Source organism: Kribbella sp. NPDC054772, assembly GCF_053611945.1.
In genome coordinates this window covers 476,939-499,631 of record NZ_JBSHBJ010000003.1, presented here as the reverse complement: position 1 = coordinate 499,631, position 22,693 = coordinate 476,939, and the positions used below count along the sequence as shown (strand labels likewise).

General features: G+C 68.3%; 24 protein-coding genes and 2 tRNA genes. 17 read left to right on the top strand and 9 right to left on the bottom strand.

Annotation, left to right across the window (positions count from 1 at the left end; genetic code table 11):
* Positions 1-588: 588 nt before the first annotated feature.
* On the bottom strand, positions 589-1,938 hold the full coding sequence (locus ACWGID_RS07900) for an OFA family MFS transporter (protein ID WP_452195536.1): 1,350 nt from the start codon (positions 1,936-1,938) through the stop codon (positions 589-591).
* Positions 1,939-2,093: 155 nt separating this feature from the next.
* On the opposite strand from ACWGID_RS07900, the gene sucC reads away from it, so the two are divergent.
* Together sucC and sucD are read left to right on the top strand one after the other, a co-directional pair.
* On the top strand, positions 2,094-3,239 hold the full coding sequence (gene sucC, locus ACWGID_RS07895) for an ADP-forming succinate--CoA ligase subunit beta (protein ID WP_452195534.1): 1,146 nt from the start codon (positions 2,094-2,096) through the stop codon (positions 3,237-3,239).
* Between the two features lie 2 nt (positions 3,240-3,241).
* Positions 3,242-4,129, top strand: coding sequence for a succinate--CoA ligase subunit alpha (gene sucD / locus ACWGID_RS07890; protein WP_452195533.1), 888 nt, complete (start codon positions 3,242-3,244; stop codon positions 4,127-4,129).
* On the opposite strand, the gene ACWGID_RS07885 is transcribed toward sucD, so the two are convergent.
* Together ACWGID_RS07885 and ACWGID_RS07880 are read right to left on the bottom strand one after the other, a co-directional pair.
* Positions 4,126-5,115, bottom strand: a complete 990-nt coding sequence (locus ACWGID_RS07885) for a LacI family DNA-binding transcriptional regulator (protein WP_452195531.1) — start codon at positions 5,113-5,115, stop codon at positions 4,126-4,128. The genes sucD and ACWGID_RS07885 overlap by 4 nt on opposite strands.
* Before the next feature lie 188 nt (positions 5,116-5,303).
* The gene (locus ACWGID_RS07880; RefSeq protein ID WP_452195529.1) at positions 5,304-6,275 is read right to left on the bottom strand and encodes a 2-dehydropantoate 2-reductase; all 972 of its coding nucleotides are present in this window, start codon (positions 6,273-6,275) and stop codon (positions 5,304-5,306) included.
* Between the two features lie 180 nt (positions 6,276-6,455).
* Here ACWGID_RS07880 and ACWGID_RS07875 point away from each other — a divergent pair, with 180 nt between their 5' ends.
* From ACWGID_RS07875 to ACWGID_RS07865, 3 genes are all read left to right on the top strand, one after another.
* A complete protein-coding gene (locus ACWGID_RS07875; protein ID WP_452195527.1) occupies positions 6,456-7,010 on the top strand; it encodes a dihydrofolate reductase family protein in 555 nt (184 codons plus the stop codon).
* 14 nt (positions 7,011-7,024) lie between these two features.
* Positions 7,025-7,813: a hypothetical protein gene (locus ACWGID_RS07870; protein ID WP_452195525.1), complete on the top strand. Its 789-nt coding sequence runs from the start codon at positions 7,025-7,027 to the stop codon at positions 7,811-7,813.
* A gap of 95 nt (positions 7,814-7,908) precedes the next feature.
* The gene (locus tag ACWGID_RS07865; protein WP_130381366.1) at positions 7,909-8,112 is read left to right on the top strand and encodes a cold-shock protein; all 204 of its coding nucleotides are present in this window, start codon (positions 7,909-7,911) and stop codon (positions 8,110-8,112) included.
* Positions 8,113-8,135: 23 nt separating this feature from the next.
* Here the strand turns inward: ACWGID_RS07865 and ACWGID_RS07860 are convergent, their stop codons facing one another.
* Positions 8,136-8,612, bottom strand: coding sequence for a GNAT family N-acetyltransferase (locus tag ACWGID_RS07860; protein ID WP_452195523.1), 477 nt, complete (start codon positions 8,610-8,612; stop codon positions 8,136-8,138).
* Positions 8,613-8,688: 76 nt separating this feature from the next.
* Here ACWGID_RS07860 and ACWGID_RS07855 point away from each other — a divergent pair, with 76 nt between their 5' ends.
* From ACWGID_RS07855 to ACWGID_RS07835, 5 genes are all read left to right on the top strand, one after another.
* Entirely contained in the window at positions 8,689-9,579 is an 891-nt protein-coding gene (locus tag ACWGID_RS07855) for a class I SAM-dependent methyltransferase (RefSeq protein ID WP_452195521.1), read from the top strand.
* A gap of 51 nt (positions 9,580-9,630) precedes the next feature.
* The gene (gene orn / locus ACWGID_RS07850; protein ID WP_452195519.1) at positions 9,631-10,251 is read left to right on the top strand and encodes an oligoribonuclease; all 621 of its coding nucleotides are present in this window, start codon (positions 9,631-9,633) and stop codon (positions 10,249-10,251) included.
* A gap of 79 nt (positions 10,252-10,330) precedes the next feature.
* Positions 10,331-10,403: transfer RNA gene (locus tag ACWGID_RS07845), tRNA-His, on the top strand.
* Positions 10,404-10,775: 372 nt separating this feature from the next.
* Positions 10,776-11,264: a SigE family RNA polymerase sigma factor gene (locus tag ACWGID_RS07840; RefSeq protein WP_452195517.1), complete on the top strand. Its 489-nt coding sequence runs from the start codon at positions 10,776-10,778 to the stop codon at positions 11,262-11,264.
* Positions 11,265-11,278: 14 nt separating this feature from the next.
* Positions 11,279-12,043, top strand: a complete 765-nt coding sequence (locus ACWGID_RS07835; RefSeq protein ID WP_452195515.1) for a hypothetical protein — start codon at positions 11,279-11,281, stop codon at positions 12,041-12,043.
* Positions 12,044-12,203: 160 nt separating this feature from the next.
* Here the strand turns inward: ACWGID_RS07835 and ACWGID_RS07830 are convergent, their stop codons facing one another.
* On the bottom strand, positions 12,204-12,554 hold the full coding sequence (locus ACWGID_RS07830; protein WP_452195513.1) for a MarC family protein: 351 nt from the start codon (positions 12,552-12,554) through the stop codon (positions 12,204-12,206).
* Positions 12,555-12,591: 37 nt separating this feature from the next.
* On the opposite strand from ACWGID_RS07830, the gene ACWGID_RS07825 reads away from it, so the two are divergent.
* Positions 12,592-12,942, top strand: a complete 351-nt coding sequence (locus ACWGID_RS07825) for a thioesterase family protein (protein ID WP_452195512.1) — start codon at positions 12,592-12,594, stop codon at positions 12,940-12,942.
* On the opposite strand, the gene ACWGID_RS07820 is transcribed toward ACWGID_RS07825, so the two are convergent.
* Genes ACWGID_RS07820 through ACWGID_RS07810 form a run of 3 tightly spaced genes read right to left on the bottom strand, consistent with a single transcriptional unit; the run spans position 12,939 to position 16,104 of the window.
* Positions 12,939-13,928 (bottom strand): cation diffusion facilitator family transporter, encoded by a 990-nt coding sequence (locus ACWGID_RS07820; RefSeq protein ID WP_452195511.1) that lies wholly within the window; start codon positions 13,926-13,928, stop codon positions 12,939-12,941. The genes ACWGID_RS07825 and ACWGID_RS07820 overlap by 4 nt on opposite strands.
* 9 nt (positions 13,929-13,937) lie before the next feature.
* Complete coding sequence (locus ACWGID_RS07815; RefSeq protein WP_452195509.1) at positions 13,938-14,378, bottom strand: DUF429 domain-containing protein; 441 nt, start codon at positions 14,376-14,378, stop codon at positions 13,938-13,940.
* On the bottom strand, positions 14,371-16,104 hold the full coding sequence (locus tag ACWGID_RS07810) for an aminotransferase class V-fold PLP-dependent enzyme (RefSeq protein ID WP_452195508.1): 1,734 nt from the start codon (positions 16,102-16,104) through the stop codon (positions 14,371-14,373). The genes ACWGID_RS07815 and ACWGID_RS07810 overlap by 8 nt, the downstream gene beginning before the upstream one ends.
* A gap of 93 nt (positions 16,105-16,197) precedes the next feature.
* Here ACWGID_RS07810 and tenA point away from each other — a divergent pair, with 93 nt between their 5' ends.
* The 5 genes from tenA (at position 16,198) to ACWGID_RS07785 (ending at position 20,811) form a co-directional block, all read left to right on the top strand.
* The gene (gene tenA, locus ACWGID_RS07805) at positions 16,198-16,860 is read left to right on the top strand and encodes a thiaminase II (RefSeq protein WP_452195506.1); all 663 of its coding nucleotides are present in this window, start codon (positions 16,198-16,200) and stop codon (positions 16,858-16,860) included.
* Positions 16,857-18,404, top strand: a complete 1,548-nt coding sequence (locus tag ACWGID_RS07800) for a phytoene desaturase family protein (RefSeq protein WP_452195615.1) — start codon at positions 16,857-16,859, stop codon at positions 18,402-18,404. The genes tenA and ACWGID_RS07800 overlap by 4 nt, the downstream gene beginning before the upstream one ends.
* Positions 18,405-18,453: 49 nt before the next feature.
* Positions 18,454-18,526 (top strand) — tRNA-Lys (locus tag ACWGID_RS07795).
* Between the two features lie 244 nt (positions 18,527-18,770).
* Complete coding sequence (locus tag ACWGID_RS07790; protein ID WP_452195504.1) at positions 18,771-20,201, top strand: helix-turn-helix domain-containing protein; 1,431 nt, start codon at positions 18,771-18,773, stop codon at positions 20,199-20,201.
* Positions 20,202-20,682: 481 nt separating this feature from the next.
* On the top strand, positions 20,683-20,811 hold the full coding sequence (locus tag ACWGID_RS07785; RefSeq protein ID WP_452195503.1) for a hypothetical protein: 129 nt from the start codon (positions 20,683-20,685) through the stop codon (positions 20,809-20,811).
* Positions 20,812-20,824: 13 nt separating this feature from the next.
* Here the strand turns inward: ACWGID_RS07785 and ACWGID_RS07780 are convergent.
* Positions 20,825-21,999 (bottom strand): IS3 family transposase gene (locus ACWGID_RS07780; protein WP_452195501.1). Its coding sequence is split into 2 segments (ribosomal slippage): positions 20,825-21,703 and positions 21,706-21,999, totalling 1,173 coding nucleotides; the frame shifts between segments, so codons are not numbered across the junction.
* A gap of 41 nt (positions 22,000-22,040) precedes the next feature.
* On the opposite strand from ACWGID_RS07780, the gene ACWGID_RS07775 reads away from it, so the two are divergent.
* Positions 22,041-22,550, top strand: coding sequence for a hypothetical protein (locus ACWGID_RS07775; RefSeq protein WP_452195499.1), 510 nt, complete (start codon positions 22,041-22,043; stop codon positions 22,548-22,550).
* Positions 22,551-22,693: the final 143 nt, after the last annotated feature.

The following is a 22,693-nucleotide window of genomic DNA, read 5'->3' as shown; positions in this document are numbered from 1 at the left end:
AGCCCTCTGGCGCCAAGGCGAACCCCTCGAATCCATCGAAGCCCGCAACCGCCCCCCCCCCCCGGGAAACCCCCGCGACCCCCCCCCCCCCCGCCCCTCGCCCCCTACAATAAAACCCCCCCCCCCGGCCGCCGCCCCCCGCGACTGCTTCCGCCGCCTGCTCTGTAGCGACGAACGTCCGGTAGAACGGCTCGCTCCACCCGAACCGCTCGAGTACCGGAAACCACCATCGCGCCGCTCCCCCGGGCCGCTCTTCCTGGCGCAGGAAATACAGCGCGGTCTGATGCGCCGCCGCCAACCGCGACCGCTCGTCACCGGTCAGCTCACCACTGGCGACGGCGGTCGACACGCACAGGGCGACCAGCCGCGCCGATGCCTCGAAACCCACACAGCTCGTGTCGAGAAACTGCGGCGCCAGCGGTAGCAGTTCGCGTCGACCGGACGAGCTGCTGTGATCGTGCGCCGCTCGAGCCACCGAACTCAGGACCGGATGCACGCAGGCGGGCCGATCCGTCCACGGTTCCCGCGCCAGCCGGGACACCAACTCCATCACGCACGGATCCGGTCGCTGGATCTTCCCGTAGCCGTTCACTCGCCCGCCACCGGAGTCCCGAGCTGATGCCGTACGGGCAGCGCCGGCCGGCCTGGTTGTTTGAGCAGCCGCACACTCAAGGCCGTGAGTACGCCGAGTAGTCCGGCGCCGATGAACAACGGTCGATAACCGACTGTCGCTATCACCGACGCGGCGACGCCGATGCCGACCAGGCCGCCGGCAGCCTTCGCGGAGTACAGGATCGCCTGGTTCTGGAGCAGGCTGTTCTCGCCGAAGAACTCGAGGACGAGGTTGGCCATGATCGCGTAGAAGGCGCCGCCGCCGAGCCCGGCGAACATCGCGCACACCACGAACGCCCATCCCGCACCGGCCGTCACCAGCCCGACGTGGGCGAATCCTTCGATCATCAGGACCGCAGCCAGCACGCGGCGCCGGCCGAAGCTGTCGGACAGGTGACCCGCGAACGACCGCCCGAATCCGTTGACCGCGGCAAGCATCCCGGCGGCGAACGCGGCGATCCCCATCCCCAGTCCGGCACTCACCGCATAGCTGACCACGAACGCGATCCCGAGCAGCGACAGCGCCGCACTAATTGCCAGGAGCAACCACATGAGCGGCAGCGCGCCGGTACGCAGGGCCTCGCCGGGACGATACTGGCGTACGGCGGGTGCATTGTGCGGAATGCTGCGGTTCAGTTTGCGGTCGATCGCCCACGCCTGCGCGTCGAGCTCCGCGGGCCACCAGTACCGCGGCGGGTCCTTCAGCAACCGGCCCGCGACCAGCACAACCAGCACCGCCACGAGCGCGGTCAGATCGAAGACAGTCCCCAGATGCGCGGGGAAGATCGCCAGCAGCGCGATGCTCGGTACGGCGCCGACCGCGAAGCCGCCGGTGACGAACCCGATCGTAGCGGTCCGCCGCTCGGGGAACCATCGCGCCGACGTAGTGATGCACGCGGCGTACACGAGACCGGCTCCGGTGCCGCCGAGCAGTGCGTAGCCGATGACGAGCAGGAGATAGCTGTTCGCGTGCGCGAGCGTCGCGAGTCCGACGGCGGCCAGCGCTCCGCCCAGGACGACCAGTTGCGTCGGCGAGGCACGTCGTACCCGCTGGGCCCAGGCCGCTGGGATCGCGACGAGCGCTTGGCAGGCGACGAAGATCGCGAGCAGCCAGAGTGTCCGCGCGGCACCCCAGCCGCGGTCGAGGCCGAGGGCGGCGGTGCCGAACGAGTACTGCAACGGGCTGATCGCCACCATGCACGCCCAGGCCGCCCAGAGTTGCCAGCGCCGGAGGTGACCGGTCAGGTCACGGGCGTCCTCACCGATCCGGTACCGCCGGCCGTAGACGTCACGCACGTCCCGGGGCGTGGGCATCACGTGATTCATGTCGCCTCCTGACTACTGCATACCGTATTAGATCTACATGAGATCTGTGGTACCCCTCCTTGGCCGGAGCTGTCCAGACCTGAGGCGTTGCGACTGACACTTGTTCGCAGATTGCATACCGAATACAGTCGGCACTACACACTCAGGGAGGCGACGTGGACCTGATGGAGTACCAAGCCAAGGAACTGTTCGCCCGGCGCGGCGTCCCGGTGACGCTCGGCCGGGTGATCGAGGATGCGGCCGATGCCGCAGCGGCCGCCGCTGAGCTCGGCGGCCGGGTGGTCGTGAAGGCGCAGGTCAAGACCGGCGGCCGCGGCAAGGCCGGCGGCGTGAAGCTGGCCGCTAACCCGGACGAGGCGGTGACGACGGCCGGCGCGATCCTCGGGATGGACATCAAGGGCCACACCGTGCGGCGCGTGCTGCTCGCACCGGCCGCGGACATCGCCGAGGAGTACTACCTGTCCTTCCTGGTCGATCGGGCGAACCGCGAGTACCTGTGCATCGCCAGCACCGAGGGCGGTGTCGAGATCGAAGAGGTCGCGCACACGAACCCGGACGCGATCGCGAAGGTGACGGTCGATCCGGTCGTCGGCGTGGACGAGGCGAAGGCCGCCGAGATCGTGACCGCGGCGGGCTTCCCGGAAGCCGCGGCCCCGGTCGTGCAGCGGCTGTGGGAAGTGTTCATCGCCGAGGACGCGTCGCTGGTCGAGGTGAACCCGCTGGTCAAGCTCGCCGACGGGTCGCTGGAGGCGCTCGACGGCAAGGTGACGCTGGACGACAACGCGGCGTACCGGCATCCGGATCACGCGGCCTTCGACGACAAGGCGGCCGCGGATCCACTCGAGGCGGCCGCGCACGCGAAGGGCCTGAACTACGTGAAACTCGACGGCTCGGTCGGCATCATCGGCAACGGCGCGGGCCTGGTGATGTCCACCCTCGACGTGGTCGCGTACGCCGGTGCGTCGGACGGCGTGAAACCGGCGAACTTCCTCGACATCGGAGGTGGTGCGAGCGCCGAGGTGATGGCCAACGGGCTCGGGATCATCCTGTCCGATCCGCAGGTGCAGAGCGTGTTCGTGAACGTGTTCGGCGGGATCACCGCGTGCGACGCGGTCTCGAACGGCATCGTGCAGGCGCTCGAACTGCTCGGCGACCAGGCCGACAAACCGCTCGTCGTCCGGCTGGACGGCAACAACGTCGACGCGGGCCGCAAGATCCTTGCCCAGGCCAACCATCCGCTGGTGACCGTGGCCGACACGATGGATGACGCGGCAGCTCTGGCCGCGGCGAAGGGAGCGTAGGAATGGCGATCTTCCTGACCGAGAAGAGCCGAGTCGTCGTGCAAGGGATGACCGGGTCCGAGGGACAGAAGCACACCAGCCGGATGCTTGCCGCCGGCACCACCGTGGTCGGCGGCGTGACACCGGGCAAGAGCGGCCAGTCGGTCGACTTCGCGAAACGATCGATCCCGGTGTACGGATCCTGCGCCGACGCGGTGCAGGCGACCGGTGCCGACGTCTCGGTGGTGCTCGTGCCGCCGCGGTTCACCCGCGGGGCCGTCATCGAGGCCGTCGACGCGGGGATCCCGCTGGTCGTGGTGATCACTGAAGGCGTGCCGGTGCACGACACCGCGGCCTTCTTCGCTCACGCCCAAGCGAACGGCACCCGGGTGATCGGCCCGAACTGCCCGGGGATCATCACGCCAGGACAGTCGAATGCGGGCATCATTCCCGCGGACATCGCGGGTCCCGGCCGGATCGGTCTGGTGTCGAAGTCGGGCACGCTGACTTACCAGATGATGTACGAGTTGCGGGACTTCGGGTTCTCCACCGCGATCGGGATCGGCGGTGACCCGATCATCGGGACCACGCACATCGACGCGCTGCAGGCGTTCCAGGACGACCCGGACACCGACGCGATCGTGATGATCGGTGAGATCGGTGGTGACGCCGAGGAGCGGGCGGCCGCGTTCATCAAGGAGAACGTGACCAAGCCGGTCGTCGGGTACGTCGCGGGCTTCACCGCGCCGGAGGGCAAGACCATGGGTCACGCGGGCGCGATCGTGTCCGGCTCGTCCGGTACGGCGGCCGCGAAGCAGGAGGCCCTGGAAGCGGCCGGGGTCCGCGTCGGCAAGACCCCTACCGAGACCGCAGCCCTGCTGCGAGCAACGCTCGTACCGCTGGGTGGTTAAACCCTGCGCCGGCGTGGAGGGGCGGTGCTGAGGCGGATGACGAGTTCAGTGGGTACGGCGATCGGCGCGGGCGGCGGCTCGTCGGTCCTGATCTCCGCGATCAGGGTGTCGACGCTGCGGTGGCCGATCTCCGCGAACGTCTGCCGGACGGTGGTGAGCGGCGGCCAGAAGTGCGCCGCTTCCTCCATGTCGTCGAAGCCGACCACGCTGACCTCGTCCGGCACCGCGCGGCCGCACTCGTGCAGCGCCCGCAGCAGACCGAGGGCCATTTGGTCGTTGGCCACGAACACCGCGGTGACGTTCGCGTTCGCCGCGAGCTGACACCCCACCTCGTAGCCGGAGGTCGATGACCAGTCCCCGTGAAGCACCGGCGGAACGTGCCGGCTGTGCTCGAGCAACGTCTCCTCCCAAGCCTGCCGTCGCCGTTCCGCGGCGAACGACGTCCGCGGTCCCCCGAGATGCCACACCGTCTCGTGCCCCAGCGCGAGCAGGTGCTCGGTGGCCAGCCGCGCGCCCTGGTTCTGATCCGCGTCGACCATCGGGTAGCCGTGGTGCACGCTCGCATCCACCACCACCACCGGTAGCCCAGTCGGCAGATGTACGTCGTCCAGCACGTGCGCCTCATTGAGTACGACGACACCGTCGACCGCCTGCTCACTGAGCCGGCTGAACGCATCGGTGACCGCACGCTGACTGGCCTCGAGGACCGGGCGCAGGTTCACCGAGTACCCCCGCGCGGTCGCTGCCGCGGCGATTGCGTCGAGCGTGCGCGTCGTACCGAATGTGGACAGCTCGAAGACGACCACGCCGATGCTGTGAAACTCACCGCTGCGCAGGGCGCGGGCGGCGCCGTTCGGGCGGTAGCCGAGCTGCCGCATCGCGTCCTGGACGCGGGCGCGGGTGGCCGCGTCGACGTTCTGCCGGCCGTTCGCGACGCGGGACACGGTCTGCCCGGACACCCCGGCCAGCCGCGCAACGTCGGCCATCGACGGACCTCGCCGCCGGCGTCCTACAGTTCCCTCCACCTGTCCGCTGCCTGGCACTGCTGCCACCTCCCGTGGCTCGCAGTCTAGACATGTTTGCGTCAACACATCGGTTGTTCGGCGAGCCGGAGCGGAGTGGAAAGGGGTGGAACAGGTGGACCCGGCGTCGCTGTCGCCGAGCCCACCTGGGTTCAGACGCCGACCTTCGTGGCGAGCAGGTCGGCGACCGCGTGCACGGCGCGCAGCGTCGGGGCCTTGGTGCCAGTGAGGTCCGCGAGCTCGACGACAGCGGCGAGGATCACGTCGAGTTCGAGCGGCTTGTCCTTCTCCAGGTCCTGCAGCATCGACGTCTTGTGCCCGCCGACGCGTTCGGCGCCGTCCAGCCGCTTGTCCACCGAGATGTCCGGGTGGCACCCGAGAGCGGCCGCGATCTCCAGCGACTCCTCCATCATCATTCGGACCATCTGCCGGGTGCCCTGGTGCGTCGCGATCTCCACCATCGTTGCCCGGGCCAACGCACTGATCGGGTTGAACGCCGCGTTGCCGAGCAGCTTGATCCAGATGTCGTTGCGGATGTCGTCCTCGACCGGACACTTCAGTCCGCCGGCGATCATCGCCGTACTGAATTCTTCACACCGCGGTGACGGACCGCCCGCGGGTTCGCCGATCGAGAATCGCGTGCCTTCCAGGTGTTGTACGACGCCTGGACCGGCCAGCTCGGTCGAGCAGTAGACGACGCAACCGATGGCGCGGTCGAGGTCGAGCACCTGAGTGACGGCACCACCTGGGTCGACCGATTCGATCCGGCGGCCTTCGTACGGGCCTTTCAGACCGTGGAAGTACCACCACGGGATGCCGTTCTGCGCCGCGACCACGACCGTGCGGTCGTGCAGCAGTGGCGCGAGCAACGGACCGGCGCTCGCGTACGAGTTCGCCTTGAGTCCGAGGAAGACGTAGTCGACCGGACCGATCTCGGCCGGGTCGTCAGTGGCCGGCGTCCGGGCCGTGAAGTCGCCGCGCGGACTGCGTACGACAACGCCGTCGGACCGGATCACTTCCAGGTGCGCGCCACGGGCCACGAGGTGGACTTCGGTGCCACCACGGTGCAGTGCCGCGCCGACGTACGCACCGATCGCACCGGCGCCGAGAACCGCAACTCTCATAGGGGTCCCTGCCTTCCCGGATCGCTTGGTATACGGGATACAGTAGGCTGGAGCCAGAATGCGGTCAAGATCACATCAGGCGGTAAGCGCTCGCCAGAAAAAGTTCCGCGACGACCGATGAATCAGGGCCCACTCGTCGGTATCTACCTGCGTAAGCACTCAATCGAAGGAGAAGGAACCATGGGCCACGTCATCGTCACCTCGTTCGTCAGCATGGACGGCGTCGTCACCGACCCGGACGGCTCCGGCGGCACCGCTGCCGGCGGCTGGGCCTTCCGGCACGGGCCGGAGACCCACGGCGGCGACAAGTTCCGGCTCGGCGAGCTGATGGACACCGGGGTACTGCTGCTCGGCAAGGACACCTGGCAGCTGTTCAGCAAGCTCTGGCCGAACCGCACCGACGATTTCTCCACCCGGATGAACAAGATGGCCAAGGTGGTCGCGTCGCACTCGCTGACCGACCTCTCGGCCTTCCCGAACTCGACTCTGATGGAAGGCACGCTGGCCGACTACGTGCGGTCGGAGCCGCGGACCATCGCGGTCACCGGCAGCTTCACCGTGACCCGCGCTTTGCAGGCCGCCGACCTCGTCGACGAGTACCGGCTGATGACGCTGCCGTCGATCGTCGGCGCCGGCGAGAAGTTGTTCGGGCCGTCGGACGCACCGGTGCACCTGAAGCTCGCCTCGGTGGTCCAGACGGGCGCCGCGTCGCTCGCCACCTACGTGCGCCCCTGAGGCACGATGGTGCAGTGACCTGGCCGGCGATGGTGTGGATCGGTGGAGCCCCCGGCGCGGGGAAGTCGACGATTGCCCGGGGGCTCGCGCGGCGCAGTGACCTGCCGCTGCACCCGATCGACCTGTGGACCTACGCGCACCTGGACCGGTTGCCACCGCTGCGGCCGCTGGCGGAGGACCTCGCCAAGGGACCGGAGTACGCCGCTGACGCGTTCGTCCGGAGCTCGCGGTTGCGGCTCGAGCTGGTGGCGCAGGATGTCCAGGAGCGCGCGCTGGGCGACGTACCTGCGCTGGTGGAGGGTCCGCAGCTCTTCCCGTCGATGGCGGACGGGGTCGACGCGGCAGTGTGGTTGGTGCCGGACGCTGAGCAGACCCGGCGGGCTCGGGAGGAACGGCTGGCGCGGGCTGAGGACCCTGCGGGTCGCGCCCGACTGGAGGCCCTGCTGGCGCGGGACGCCCTACTGGCTGAGCTGGTACGACGGGAGGCCGCAGAGTGTGGGCGGCTGGTTATAGAGGTGGCAGCCGAGCCGGACTGGGCAGGTGTCGGTCGAGCGGTCGAGAACGCACTGGGGGCACTGCCGCGGCTGCGGGCGGGTGCCGAGCTGAGTCGGCAGCGGCGGTACGAGAACGAGGCGGCGTGCCGGCAGGGGCGGTTGTGGCAGGCGGACATCGGGCTGGCCGAGCTGCCGCCGTACCCGTTCGCGTGTGAGTGCGGGACATCCGGGTGCGTCGCGACCTGGTCGGGGACGCCCGACGAGATTCGCCGTGGGAATGGGTGGCTGGTGGTGCATTCCGCGTGCTAAAGTTTCCGACCGATGCAGTTTTGCAGTTCCACGTTCGTTTTCGAAGCGCCCGCGGATATGTGATCCGCGGGCGTTTCGGCATCTCAGGAGTAGACATGGCTTTGGGAACAGTGAAGTGGTTCAACGGCGAGAAGGGCTTCGGCTTCATCTCCCAGGAGGACGGCGGTGCCGACGTGTTCGTGCACTACTCGGCGATCCAGACCCAGGGCTTCCGCTCCCTGGACGAGAACCAGCGGGTCGAGTTCGAGATCGCTCAGGGCCCGAAGGGCCTGCAGGCGGAGAACGTTCGCCCCGTCTGAGCTGAAGCGATGACAGGCCCGGGTCACTCCGGGCCTGTCATCCACAGGGACTCACCGTCGTCCAGCACATCGGTGCGGTGAAGTCCTACTGCCGTCGCGACAGCGGCTGATGCGGTGTGGTCCGGATGGATGTGCGCAACCATCCGGACGATTTTTTGTGCCCGCAGCCAGGTGACCAGTCCCTGCGCTGCCTCTTTCGCAAAGCCCTGGCCCTGCCAGGCGGTGCCGATGACCCACGCGATTTCCGCCGTACCTCCGGTGACGGTCGCCTGGACGTAGCCGACGAGCTCACCGTCGTACTCGAGCACCCAGTTCAGCCACTGCTCGTCCGGACGGTCCGGCCCGGCCACCTGCCGGCGGTAGCGCGCCTCCAGTACGTCGGCACTCGGTGGCTCCCCGCCGGTGAACGAGTACAGGCCAGGGTCGGAGAGCACCTTCGCCATCGCTGCGGCGTACTCGACCTGGAGCGGGAGCATGGTCAGGCGGTCTGTCGCGATCACCGGGCAACGGTAGTGCCGTTTGCCGGTCCGGCAACAAGAGGTAGGCCGCGCTCTCCCCGGGGACGAGACTGTCGACATGATCGAGATCGATTGGGGCGGAGAGGCCGGGCGCCTGCGTGCGTCGGCCGCGGGTGAGGCCGACTGGAACGCGGAAGTGGCCGGCCGCCTGGTGCGGGACGGCGACAAGGTCGTGGCGGACGTCGGCTGCGGTGGCGGCGGGATGGCCAAGGCGTTGGCCGAGGCGTTGCCTGGTGCGACCGTGGTGGCGATCGACGCGGATCCCGACGTACTGGCGCAGGCGCGGGAGCACACCGCGGAGCTCGTTCGGTGCGAGCTGGCGTCCATGGACGACGGTGCGGAGCCGTTGCGCCAGGCAATCGACGCGCCGGCCGACCTGGTGTGGGCCTCCGCCTCAGTGCACCACGCTGCCGACCAGCAGGCCGCAGTGAACGCGCTGGCGTCACTGCTCGGCCCTGGTGGCCGGTTGGCGCTCGCTGAGGGCGGACTGCCGGCTCGGCACCTGCCGTGGGAGCTGGGGGTCGGTGAGCCCGGGCTGGAGCTGCGTCTGGACCTCGCGCAGGACAGGTGGTTCAAGGCGATGCGGGACTCGCTGCCGGGGTCGGTGCCGCTGCCGTACGGGTGGACCGAGGCGCTGACTCGGGCTGGGCTGACAGAGGTGACCACGCGGAGCGTGCTGAGCGAAACGCCGGCGCCGCTGTCACCGGAGCGGCTGGATGGCGTCGTACAGGGGTTCCAGAGCCGGATCGAGCGGCTGACCGGTACGGGACACGGGCATGGGCACGGTCATGGGCACGTGGTCGCTACCGATGAGGAGTGGTTGAGTCCTGAGGACGTCGACACCTGGCGGCAATTACTGGACCCGGAAGGACCGTATTACCTCGGACGGCGTGTAGACCTCGCCGTACTGTCCGTGCGGAGCGTCCATCTTGGGCACGCGCCGCGCTGACTGGGCACGCCGTCGCGGGACTGTCGGCGGCTCACCGTAAGGTGGTTGCCCATGAACGACCGGCTGGTGTGGATCGACTGCGAGATGACCGGCCTCGACCTGGCGAACGATGCCCTGATCGAGGTCGCGGTGCTGGTCACCGACTACGAACTGAACGTGCTCGGCGACGGGATCGACCTGGTGATCGCGCCGCCCCCGGCCGCGCTCGAACAGATGGGTGACTTCGTCCGCGACATGCACACCGCGTCCGGGCTGCTCGAAGAGCTCGCGACCGGCATCCCGCTCGCCGACGCCGAACAACAGGTGCTCGACTTCATCACGGGGTACGTCAAAGAGCCCCGCAAGGCCGCCCTCGCCGGCAACTCCGTCGGCACCGACCGGACCTTCCTCGTCCGCGACATGCCGCTCGTCGAATCGCACCTGCACTACCGCAACGTCGACGTCAGCTCCATCAAGGAACTCGTTCGCCGGTGGTACCCGCGCGTCTACTACGCCACCCCCGCCAAGAGCGGCAACCACCGGGCGCTCGCCGACATCAGCGAGAGCATCGACGAACTGCGGTACTACCGGGAAACCGTGTTCGTGCCGCGACCCGGCCCCGACTCCAACACCGCCCGGGCCGCCGCCAGCCTCATCAGCACCGCGATCGAGGACACCCCAACAGGCTCCTGACCTGCGGATCCACCCTCGATTTCAGGTCCCGACAGTTCATCGCTATGATTGCTCAGCCGTCGCGATTCGGGCGGCAATGGTGGGTGTAGCTCAGCTGGTAGAGCACCTGGTTGTGGTCCAGGTGGTCGCGGGTTCAAGTCCCGTCACTCACCCGAAGTCGAGGGCGACTCGTGTCTGCGGAGAGCGCAGAGCGGGTCGCCTTCGGCATTTTGTGCGGCTGCGCTTCGCTTGCCGCCGGCGGGGGCTCCGCCACCCGCACCCCCTTGCGCCTTCGCTTCGCTCGGCTCCCCGGCTGGCGTTGCTTTGCGGCTCTCCGGTTGGGGTTCTGTCGCGTGGGAGGATGCTTCGGTGAAGGCCTCTGGGAGCATGTGGTTCGGGTATGGCGTGGTGCTTCTGGTCACGTTTGTGGTGGGGTTCTTGGCGTTCGCCGTTTGGGTGCTTTCCAAGGTGTTCTGAGGTTGGGTGTGATCTGACGTGCCTGTCGATGCGTCACTTGGGGCAGAGGCATCGACGAGAGGGTGCGGATGAGGTCTACCGATGAGTTCGAGGAGTTTGCGCGGGCTTCTGTGGGGCGGCTGTATCGGACTGCTTGGTTGCTGGTGGGGGATCGGCATCACGCTGAGGATCTGGTGCAGGACACGCTCGCGAATCTGCTGAAGGTGTGGCATCGGGTGGAGAACCCGGGGGCGTATGCGCGGACCGCGATGGTGCGGACGTACATCTCGCAGCGGCGGCGGAAGAGTTGGTCGGAGCGGCCGACGGAGACGTTGCCCGAGGTGGTGGAACGGGCCGGGGATCCGGAGCTGCGGCTGGCGTTGCAGAGCGCTCTGAGCGAGCTGGCGCCGCTGGATCGGGCTGTGCTGGTGCTGCGGTTCTTCGAAGATCGCAGCGTCGAGCAAGTGGCGCTCGATCTCGGCAAGAACACCAGTGCGATCACCACTCGCACCGCCCGCGCCCTGGACCGCCTCCGCGCGGTCCTCGGTGAGGGTGCCGCCCAGCTGATCGCGCACTGACCCGAGGAGAACCCATGAACACCCAACTCACCGACCTGATGCAGAAGGCCACCGAGAACCTCGAGCCGGTCACACCCGACCTGCTCGAACGCAGCGTCACCCAGGGGCTTCGGCTGCGCCGCCGGCGTACGGCGCTGCGCACCGCGTCCGGCGCCGGAGCCGTGCTCGCCACCGCCGGCCTGATCGCGGGCGGGCTCCACGTGTTCGGCTCCCCCGTGGACACTGCGGTCGCCGGCACCCCGGCCCCGCTCACCAAGCCGTCGACCCAGCCGTCGGTCAAGCCGAAGCCCAGCGCCAAGCCGGTCGGGGTGACTCCGAAGCAGACGCTGGCCACGCTCAAGTCCCTGCTCGAGGCACCCGGCCGGACGTTCTCGGCGCCCGAGACCTGGGGTGGCGGCGACTACGCCGGTGCCGCGTACGTCGTCAACGACGGCCACGGCGCCGCCCGCGTCGACGTGATGATCTCCGGCGGCGGCGAACAGAACCCGTGCCGCCCCGCCCGCCAGGGCTGCACGACCCTGCCCGACGGCTCGGTCCTGTTCACCTCCAAGGAGTCCCCGGAGTACTCCGACAGCCGCCAGGCGCAGTACAGCGTCGTCAGCAACCTCGTCGTCCTGTACCGACACGACGGCCGCAACATCAACGTCACCAGCTACAACGGCCCGGCGGAGAAGGGCAAGCAGCACACCCGCCCCACGCCCATCCTCTCTGTCGCCGACCTCACCACCCTGGCGAAGAGCAACGCGTGGAAGCTCCCGTCGGCAAAGGCCGGCAAGTAGCTCACCGGCGGACGAAGCGGACAGCGTCCGCGACGACGTAGCCAGTGGGGGTGTCGGTGAGGGTCGCCGAGGCGGCGAGACCGGCTGAGAAGGTCTAAGTGCCCAAGCTCAGCCACTCGCCGCCACGGGGTCCGGAGCACCCTACGAATTATCGGGCGTGTTACTTCACTGCGAGGACGCCGTGGGTCACGAGCTCGACCCCGATCTTCTCGTCGTCGGTCAGCGTCTGGCGGGCCACGATCATCCCGAAACCGGAGTGCGCGACCACCAGGCCGCCCGCGATCTGCAGCGCGGGCAGGCCGATCCCCAGGCCTTCCAGTACGAGCGTCCCGAGCAGCGCGAACACGGTCAGGATGCCGAACACGTAGACACCTGTCAGCACCGCTTGCCGCCGGATGGCGGTCCGGCCGACGCCCTGCGTCAGACCTGCGAAGGTGGCCAGCGCACCGATCGGATTCATGATCGGCAACAATGCAGCCAACGCCGCAACCGCAACGTGTACGGGCTCCACGGACGGGAGCGTACACGGCCCAGAGAGGACACTTGCCGTGCGCTACGAGGTCACTGCTGCCGACACCGCGGTCGCCGTGGGCAGCGGCGACGTCGACGTCCTCGCCACGCCTCGCCTCATCACCTGGCTGGAGCACGCCACCACCCAGCTCGCCCAGCGCCACCTCGGCCCCGGCCAGACCTCGGTCGGTACGGCGGTGCGCATCCGCCACCGGCTACCGACGCGGGTCGGCGACACCGTGGACATCGTCGCGGACGACCCCGAGGTCGACGGCCGGCACCTGCGCTTCCAGGTGCGCGCCACGAACTCGGCCGGTCAGCTCGTCGCGGACGGCGAACTGGAGCGCGTCCTGGTCGACCGCGAACGCTTCCTCGCGAATGTGCCCTAGACCGGAGGCTCGACGTACCAGCGGGGCAGTTGGCCCGGCTCGAGGTTGGTGAGGTCGCCGGGGCGCGAGAGCGTGAGGATCGCCTGCTGGATCTCCGGCCGCGCGTTCAGCGCGTCCTCGATCGCGTACAGCCGGGCCGCGACCTCGGACTCCACATCGTTCCCGACGACGTCCACCGCGGCGACGAGGAAGATCCGGTCCGCGCCGACCCACTCCATGTGCAGGAACGTGACCCGCTCGATGTCCTGGTGATCGAGCAGCGCCCGCAAGGCCCGGTTGCGGGCCAGCGGTGTCACCGCCTCGCCGGTGAGGAAGTCCATGTTCCGGCTGATCAGGAACAGGGCGACCACGCCGAGCAGGATGCCGACGACGATCGAACCGATCGCGTCCCAGGCCGCGTTGCCGGTGAGCTGGTGGAGCAGGATCGCGACGGTCGCGATCAGGATGCCGATCAGTGCGGACAGGTCCTCCACGAACACCGCCCGGAGCACCGGGTTCGACGTGAGTCGCACGTACCGCCAGGGCCGCAGCATCCGCTCGAGCGCGCCGGCCTTCGTCTGCCGCAGCGCCTGCGCGAACGAGATCGCCTCGAGCACGAACGAGACGCCGAGCACGGCGTACGCCCAGCCGTACGACGTACTCTCCGCCTCACCGTGCTGCAGCGACTGGATGCCGTGCCAGACCGAGACCGCGGCACCCACCGTGAACAGTCCGAAGGCGGCGAACATCGACCAGATGTAACCGACCCGGCCGTACCCGAGTGGGTGCGTGCGGTCGGCGGGTTTGCGCGCCCGGCGCTCGCCGACCAGCAGGAAGATCTCGTTGCCCGTGTCCGCCCAGGAGTGCGCCGACTCGGCCGCCATCGACGCCGACCCGGTGATCACCGCGACCACGGTCTTGGCGACGGCGATCAGCAGGTTCGCGGTGAGCGCGACCAGGACGGTCAGCAGGCTCTCGCCGCCGTCTGCGTCATCGGAGCTGCTCACAGTCGAACCCTAACTGGACCGACGGATGATCCGTTGGTCAATCGCCCGGGCGACGGCCGCGGCTCGGGTGTCGACCTCGAGCTTGGTGTAGATGTGCGCGAGGTGTGACTTGATCGTCGCCTCGCTGACGAACAACCGGCGGGCGAGGGTGCGGTTCGACAGGCCGGTGGCGAGCAGGTTGAGGATCTCGACCTCGCGGTCGGTGAGCGTCGGGCCGGAGCGCCGCACCAGCCTCGCGGCGACGGCCGTGCGCGCTAGCGCATCCGCCTGCCTCGGACCGGCCGACGGCAGGCCGATCGGGATGTCGATCCCGATCACCCGCAACTCTCCGTCCTGCTCGGCCGCCGCCACCAGGTCCGCGATCGTCACCCCGAAGTACGCCCGCAGATCCCCCGTGATCCCGACCCAGCCCTTCCGGCAGGCATCGACGCCGAGGACGTGGTCAGTCATGCGTGAGGCAGCGAGACGGCAGCTCGAACCAGCGCAGGTGATCGAAGTCGGTGTTGACCTGGCCCTCGGCATCGATCCGGTCCTGCTGACACGTGGACAGCAGATCGCAGGCCTCGGCCAGGTACTCATCGAGCGCCGACTCGGGGGCGGTGTGGTCGTGGCGCGGGTACCGGAGCCTGCCGTCGGCGTCGTACCCGACCTGGGAGAGCCGCATCGGGGGCTCGACCGGTCCGCGGTGATGGCGCCAGAGGCCGTTCGCCGGGTCGAAGCGGTAGTCGCCGAGCAGCCGCCACCCGTCCCGAGCGACGAGCTTGACGGCCTCGACGACGTACGTGAAGACGGCCTCCGAGATGAAGTAGTTGAAGTTGACCCGCACCCAGCCCGGCTTGATCCCCTCGCAGCCGTGCAGGATCTCCTCCTCGAACTCGTGCGAGCGGTCCAGGTCGATGCCGAGCAGGGTGTGACCGTACGGACCGGCGCAGGAGCAACCGCCGCGGGACTGGATCCCGAAGAGGTCGTTCAGCAGGGCGACCACGAAGTTGTGGTGCAGGTACCGGCCCGAGGGCGCCTTCACCACGAACGACACGATCGAGAGCCGCTCGGAGTCGAGGTTGCCGAGGATCTGCAGACTCGGTTCCGCGATCCAGGCCTCGACCGCGCGCCGCAGGTACGCGTCCTCGTGCGCCCGGATCACGTCGATCCCGACCGCCTGCTTCAGCTGGAACGCGAGCCCGGCCCGGATCGACCCGATGATCGCCGGCGTCCCGCCCTCCTCCCGGTGCACCGGATCGTCGAGGTACCGATGCTCCAGCGGGTTCACGTACGCGACCGTGCCCCCACCGGGTACGTCGGGCACTCGGTTGCCGAGCAGTTCGCGCCGAGCAACGAGTACGCCGGGAGTCCCCGGACCACCGATCAACTTGTGTGGGCTGAGGAAGATCGCGTCCTTGTACGACAACGGGTCCCGGTCGCGGCCGCCGTACATGTCGATCTCGACGTACGGCGCGGCGGCGGCGCAGTCCCAGAACGAGAGCGCGCCGTGCCGGTGCAGCAGCGCCGACACGCGTTGCGTGTTGCTGACGATGCCGGTGACATTGCTGGCAGCCGAGAACGAGCCGATCTTCAGCGGTCGCTCGGCGTACTCGCGCAGCCTCGCTTCCAGCTGATCGATGTCGATGTGGCCGTCCGCGTCCTGCCCGATCACCACCACATCGGCGATCGACTCACGCCAGGGCAGCTCGTTGGAGTGATGCTCGTACGGCCCGATGAAGACGACCGGCCGCTGCTCCGGCGGAATCTGGTCGATCAGGTGATAGGTGTCGTCGAGCTCCGCGGGGATCCGCAGGCCCATGATCCCGATCAGCTTGTCGATCGCACCGGTCGCTCCCGACCCGCAGAAGATCACCGCGGTCTCGTCGTCGCCGCCCACGCTGGTGTGGATGATCCGGCGGGCGTCCTCCCGGAGGCGGGTGGTCTGCAGGCCGGTGCCGCTCGACTCGGTGTGGGTGTTCGCGTACCGCGGGAGCACCTCCTCGCGAATGAAGTCCTCCAGGAAGGTGAGCGCGCGACCGGACGCCGTGTAGTCGGCGTACGTCACCCGGCGTGGACCGTACGGCCCGGGCATCACCTGGTCGTCACCGATCACCGACGCCCGGATCCGCCGCAGCAACGGCGTGTCCGCCGGCATCCCGGCCCGCTCGTCCGACTGCTCCCCCTGGATGGCCATGGCGCCAGGGTAGAGCCGGAGCGTGACAATCGTCTCGTGTTCCGGCGATGACCTGTGGATAAGGTCGGTGCCAGTCGAGGGCGAGGAGTGGGGATGACGTTTTCCAGCGAGCTGTGGGACCGCGGAGCAGCCTCCGTGTACGGCGAGATCGTCCGGCACCCGTTCATCACGGGACTGACCGACGGGACCCTCGACCACGACGCGTTCCGGTACTTCATCATCCAGGACAGCCACTACCTGCGCTCCTACTCCAGAGCGCTCGCTCTGGTCGCCGGCCGGGCCACCGACGAGGACGCGGTCAGCATGTTCGCACTGCATGCCGCCAACGCGATCGCCGTCGAGCGGGAGCTGCACACGTCGCTGCTGGCGTCGCTGGGGCTCACGTCCGGGGATGTCGACGCAGCAGGGTCCGGTCCGACCACGACGGCGTACATGTCCTATCTGACCGCCGTGTGCTCCACGGGGACGTACGCCGAGGCAGTGGCCGCCGTACTGCCCTGCTACTGGATCTATCGAGACGTCGGCCGGGAACTGCTCCAGCGGTCCTCACCGGACCCGCTGTACCGGAAGTGGATCGAGACGTACGGCTCGGAGGAGTTCGACGCGGTCGTCGAGTCGGTGCTTGCGGTGACAGACAAGCTGGACGTGGGCGCCGCGGAGCGGGAACGTTGTCATCAGCACTTCGCTACAACGTGCCGCTACGAATGGATGTTCTGGGACGCCGCGCACCACAAGCTCGATTGGCCGGTGGGATGAAGGACTTCTACGACGTCGTCATCGTCGGGGGTGGGCACAACGGCCTCGTCGCCGCCACGTACCTGGCTCAGTCCGGCCTGTCCACGCTGATCGTCGAGCAACAGGCCCACACCGGCGGCGCAGCAGTCAGCGAGCGGGTGTTCCCCGGCGTGGACGCCCGCCTCTCCCGGTACTCGTACCTGGTCAGCCTGTTGCCCGACAAGATCGTCACCGACCTCGGTCTGCATCTGGACCTCCGCTCCCGCTCAGTGGCGTCGTACACGCCCGTACGTCGTGGTGGGCGCGACGTCGGCCTGATGGTCGAGCGGCCGGAAGGCGCCGGCACCAGGGAGTCGTTCCGGACGCTGACCGGCGGCGAAACGGAGTACAAGGCCTGGACCGACTTCTACGGGTCCGTCGGGTCGCTGGCCGCCGTTGTCGCACCGACGCTGCTCGAACCGCTGCGGCCGGCCGCTGACCTCCGCTCGCGTGTCGACAGCGCACTGTGGGACGAACTGGTCGAGCGACCGCTCGGAGAGAGCATCGAGCGCCGGTTCACCGACGACACCGTGCGTGGCGTGGTGGCGACGGACTCCGTCATCGGAACGTTCGCCGGGCTGCATGACGGGTCGCTGATCCAGAACCGGTGCTTCCTGTACCACCTGATCGGCAACGGCAACGGCGAGTGGCGCGTACCCGTCGGCGGCATGGGTGCGGTCACCGACGCACTGGCAGCGGCTGCACGCCGTGCAGGCGCCGCACTGGTCACCAACGCGTCAGTCACCTCGGTCGAGGTCGACGGGAACCGCGGATCAGTCACCTGGCTCGGCGGTGACGGTGAGCGGTCCGTCGACTGCACCTGGGTGCTCTCGAACGTCGCACCGTCCACTCTGGCTGCACTGCGTGGTCAGACCGGCGTGGAGAAGCCGGAGGGGTCGCAGCTGAAGATCAACCTGCTGCTCCGCCACCTTCCCGCCTTGAAGTCCGGTGACGACCCGAGGCAGGCGTTCGCGGGCACGTTCCACATCGACGAGGACTACAGCCAGCTCGAGTCGGCGTACCGTACCGCCGCGGGTGGCGAGCTGCCCGCCGTACCGCCGTCCGAGGTGTACTGCCACTCACTGACCGACCCGTCGATCCTCTCCCCCGATCTGGTTGCCTCCGGCTACCACACACTCACCGTCTTCGGCGTCCACTTCCCCGCCCGGTTATTTGCCTCCGACAACGATTCGGTGCGCTCCGAGGCGACGCGCCGCGTGCTCGCCGGGCTGGAGTCGTACCTCGCCGAGCCGCTCGAGGACTGCATCGCCCGCGACGCCGACGGCAACCTGTGCGTCGAGGCGAAGACGCCGTACGACATCGAGGAATCCGTCGGCATGCCCGGCGGCCACATCTTCCACGGCGACCTCCAGTGGCCGTGGGCCACCGACCCCGCCGACGCCGGCCGCTGGGGCACCGAAACCGACGTCCCGAATCTCCTGATCTGCGGCTCCGGCGCCCGCCGCGGCGGCGCCGTCTCCGGCCTCGGCGGCCACAACGCAGCGATGACCGTCCTCACCCGCTAACCGATTTCGTACTTCCCCGATCCCCCTGCTAGAGTCCTCTTCGTTGCAAGCGCCGCTAGCTCAATTGGCAGAGCAGCTGACTCTTAATCAGCGGGTTCGGGGTTCGAGTCCCTGGCGGCGCACAACAGCCCAGGTCACGCAAGTGTCCTGGGCTTCTTCATGTCTGCTGCGCACTCGATACGCACTCATTTGCCGAGCAGCGCTCACGAGTTGATCGGCACACGGCCATCACGAGCCCAGCGAGCGGGCCTCATCTGATCATGACTGTGCGTCACATCACATCGCTTCGCATCGTCGCCGGAATGTCCATTCCCGGCGATGGGCCGGCGTTGAGCAGCCAACCATCGCGGCGGCTGGAGGCTTGGCATGGCGAAACCACCGATCCCCCTCGGGTCCTGGGGCGAGATCTCGCCCTGGGTCAAAGACACAGATACGAACGGCAAGCCCACCAAGTACAAGTCGCAGGCCAAGTTCCGCGACCACGACGGTCATGTCCGCCAAGTCTCGGCGTACAGCAAAACCAAGACAGCGGCCGAACGCGCCCTCCTCAAGAAGCTCCAGGAGCGAGCGAAGACGAATCAGTCCGGCGAGCTGACCGCGATGCACAAGATCAACCACCTCCTCGACCTCTGGGAGAAGAGATTCGAAGGACTAATCGCCGACGGGAAGCGCTCGCCCACGTCCCTGGACACCTACCGCCGAGCTCTCAAGAACCACGTCCGGCCCGCCCTCGGCGAACTCCGCATCGGCGAAGCCAGCACACCTCGCATCGACACCGTCCTCACCAAGATCAAAACCACCGCCGGCGCACCCACCGCCAAAACCTGCCGCGCCATCATCTCCGGCGCCATGAAACTCGCCGTCCGCTACGGCGCCATCCCTGTCAACCCCGTCCGCGAAGTCGACACCATCGAAGCCCCCACCAAAAACCCACCCCGCGCCCTCACCAGCCACGAAGTCCGCCTCCTCCGCACCAGCCTCACCGCCGACGAGCGAGCCACCGAAGCCGACCTCCCAGACCTCGTCACCTTCATGCTCGCCACAGGCGTCCGCATCGGCGAGTCCCTCGCCGTCCTCTGGCACCAGGCCGACCTCGAAGCCGGCACAGTCGCAATCACCCACACGATCGCCCGCATCTCGGGCGAAGGCCTCATCCGCAAAGCCACAAAGTCCAAGGCCGGCGAACGCCTACTCCACCTCCCCGACTGGGCCCTCACGATGCTCCGCAGCCGCCATGCCGCAGGCATCCGTCTCGACGAACCCCTCTTCGCCGACACCCGCGGCGGCTACAGAGACCCCTCCAACACCCGACGAGCCCTCCGCACCGCTCTCTCACCCATCGGGAGCACCGCCCGCCATGACCTAGGCGCCAGCCTCAAACTCCTCCGCCGCCAAAGCAGGATGACCCGCAAAGAAGTCGCAGACACCCTGAGCTGGCCGCAGACCCGCATCGAACTCATCGAAACCGGCCGCCTCAAAGTCGACCACCAAATGATCTCGGCCCTCGTCGCAACCTACGGAGTCCGACTCCAGAACCACCACCTGCTCCTCGCCCAACTCCACGACGCCACCCAACCCACCGAATCCGACAAACTCGCCTGGATCCGCTCCCACGCGCTCCGCAAAACCGTCGCCACCACCCTCGACCAAGCCGGCCACACAGCCCGCCAAATCGCCGACCAACTAGGCCAAGCCAAAGTCTCCATCACCCAAGACGTCTACATGGGCCGCCAAGCCGCCAACCCCGCCGCCGCCCACGCCCTAGAACAAGCTTTCGACGACCCCGACCTCCGTTAGGCAGGCGACTGGCGCGCGCATACACCAGCCGACGAGCAAAGCTGAGGAGCCAACTCGGTGCCGGCCATCGATCTGACCCGAAGCGCCTCTGTCTACCTCGGGAGACAGAGGCCTCGCCGAATCCCCGATGCGATCCCCACCACCCCAGAGCGACACCGGGGAACAGATGACAACCTGCCTTGACTTCAACTTCATCGCACATTCGGCACACCAGCCCGATGCCGCGCCCGATGTCAACCCGCATCAGTTCGTACCCCGCGGGGGCACCGTCTACAGCCTGTCCAAACAAGGCGTCGGCAACCGGGGCCACCCGTCATCGCGCTGACCGTCGCCGAGGACCGCACCATCGGGCCCGCTGCGCGAACCTATCCTGGGCCCCGCCACCAGCGACCAGACTCAGGCGGTCGTAGGACGGACCTCCTCAGGGAGGTGAGACTATCTATCCTCCACGTGAAGCGAGCTCACCGAGAGAGTCCACTGAATGCGCCGAATGACGCCGCTGGCCTGTGCACTGGCCATCTTTCTCCTCGGCGCCTGCAACTTCACCCGACAGGCAACAACAGCAGCCACGCAACAGATGCGGACGCCGACGGGTCTGCTGCACGAGTAGGTGACAGTTTCGGTCACGCGGCCTGACTGGCCGGTGTGGTCATGATTGTTTCGTATTCGATGGGGGTCAACCGGCCGAGGGCGGCTTGGCGTCTGCGGCGGTGGTAGGTCCGTTCGATCCAGCCCACGATCGCGATCCGGAGTTCCTCGCGGGTGGACCAGGTCCGCCGGTCGAGAACATTCTTCTGCAGCAGCGCGAAGAAGCTTTCCATGGCCGCGTTGTCTCCGGCCGCGCCGACTCGGCCCATGGAGCCGACCAGGCCGTGGCGGCTGAGTACCCGCACGAATTTCCTGGACCGAAATTGCGATCCGCGGTCGGTGTGCAGAACGCAGCCGGCGACCTCATCGCGGCGGGCGACGGCGTTGTTGAGCGCGGCCACGGCGAGGCGGGATTTCATCCTGGAATCGATGGAGTAGCCCACGATCCGGTTGGAGTAGACGTCCTTGACCGCGCACAGGCACAGCTTGCCCTCGCCTGTGCGGTGTTCGGTGATGTCGGCCAGCCACAGCTGATTCGGGTTCTGTGCGGTGAAGTCACGGCGGACGAGGTCGTCGTGGACCGGCGGGCCGGGCTTCTTGCCGTTCTTGCCGCGTCTCTTGCCGAACACGCTCCACCAGCCCATGGACGAACAGAGCCGCCACGCGGTCCGATCGGCCATCGACACGCCCGCGTCGCGGGCTTCGTCGACCAGGAACCGGTAGCCGAACTCCGGGTCGTCGCGGTGCGCGTCGAACAAGGCGTTGGCGCGGTAGGCCTGCTCGAGCTCGGTAGCGGTGACCGGCTGGGCCAGCCACCGGTAGTACGGCTGGCGAGCGATCTTCAGTACCCGGCACGTCACCGCCACCGGAACCCCGGCGGCGGCCAGCTCGCTCACGAGCGGGTAGAGCCTTTTCCCGGAAGATGTGCCTGCGAAAGGTACGCCGCCGCACGGCGCAGTACCTCGTTCTCCTGCTCCAGCAGCTTGATCCGCCGGCGGGCCTCGCGCAGCTCGGCCGACTCACCACGAGACACACCCGGCCCGCCACTCTTGGCGCCGTCGTCGACCTCGGCCTGGCGCAGCCACTTGAACAACGTCATCGGATGAACCCCGAAGTCCTTGGCGATCTGCTCAACCGTCACTCCGGGTCCCCGATCGCGAGCCACGCGAACCACGTCGTCACGGAACTCGCGGGGATAGGGCTTTGGCACAGCAACATCCTTCCAGGCCACCTCTCGGCAAGCCATCTCAGATGTCACCTATCCGTGCAGCAGTCCCGACCGGCACCAGCGCGTGCTTCAACTTCGGATACAGCACCGGTACGTGGGCCAGTGGTTCGCAGATCAAGGACAACATCTGCTACATGGCCAACAAGCGCGGCTCGGGCAAGACAGGTCAGCTGTACTACAACCCGTACACCCAGACAGGGATGACGTTGGCGAACAACCTGTACTACGGGCCGAACACAGCCGGCTGGCGCTGGGGCGGCACGACCTACAGCACCTTCGCAGCATGGCAGGCTGCCGGACTGGAGACGGCCGCCGTGTGGGGCGACCCGCTGTTCACCTCGCCCGGGTCCGGCGGCACCTGCTCGTGGTCACCCCCGTCCGGCACCGGGCCTCAGCCGTGCCCGCAGGCCTACACCCTCAAGACCGGCTCCCCTGCACTCGGAGCAGGCGTGACAGTCGCCGGCAACGGCGGCATCGACTACTACGGCACCGCCATCCCAACCCCACCGAACATCGGAGCCGACGCCGGCTGACCCCCTGACCACCAGCCCGCAACGGTCGGGGGGGGGGGGGGGGCGGGCGCGCCCGCCGGGGCCCGGGGGCGGGGCCGCCCGAGGGAGGAGAGCCCGCCCGCACACGCAGCCCGACCCCCCCCAGCCCCGCGCGCGACGCCCGC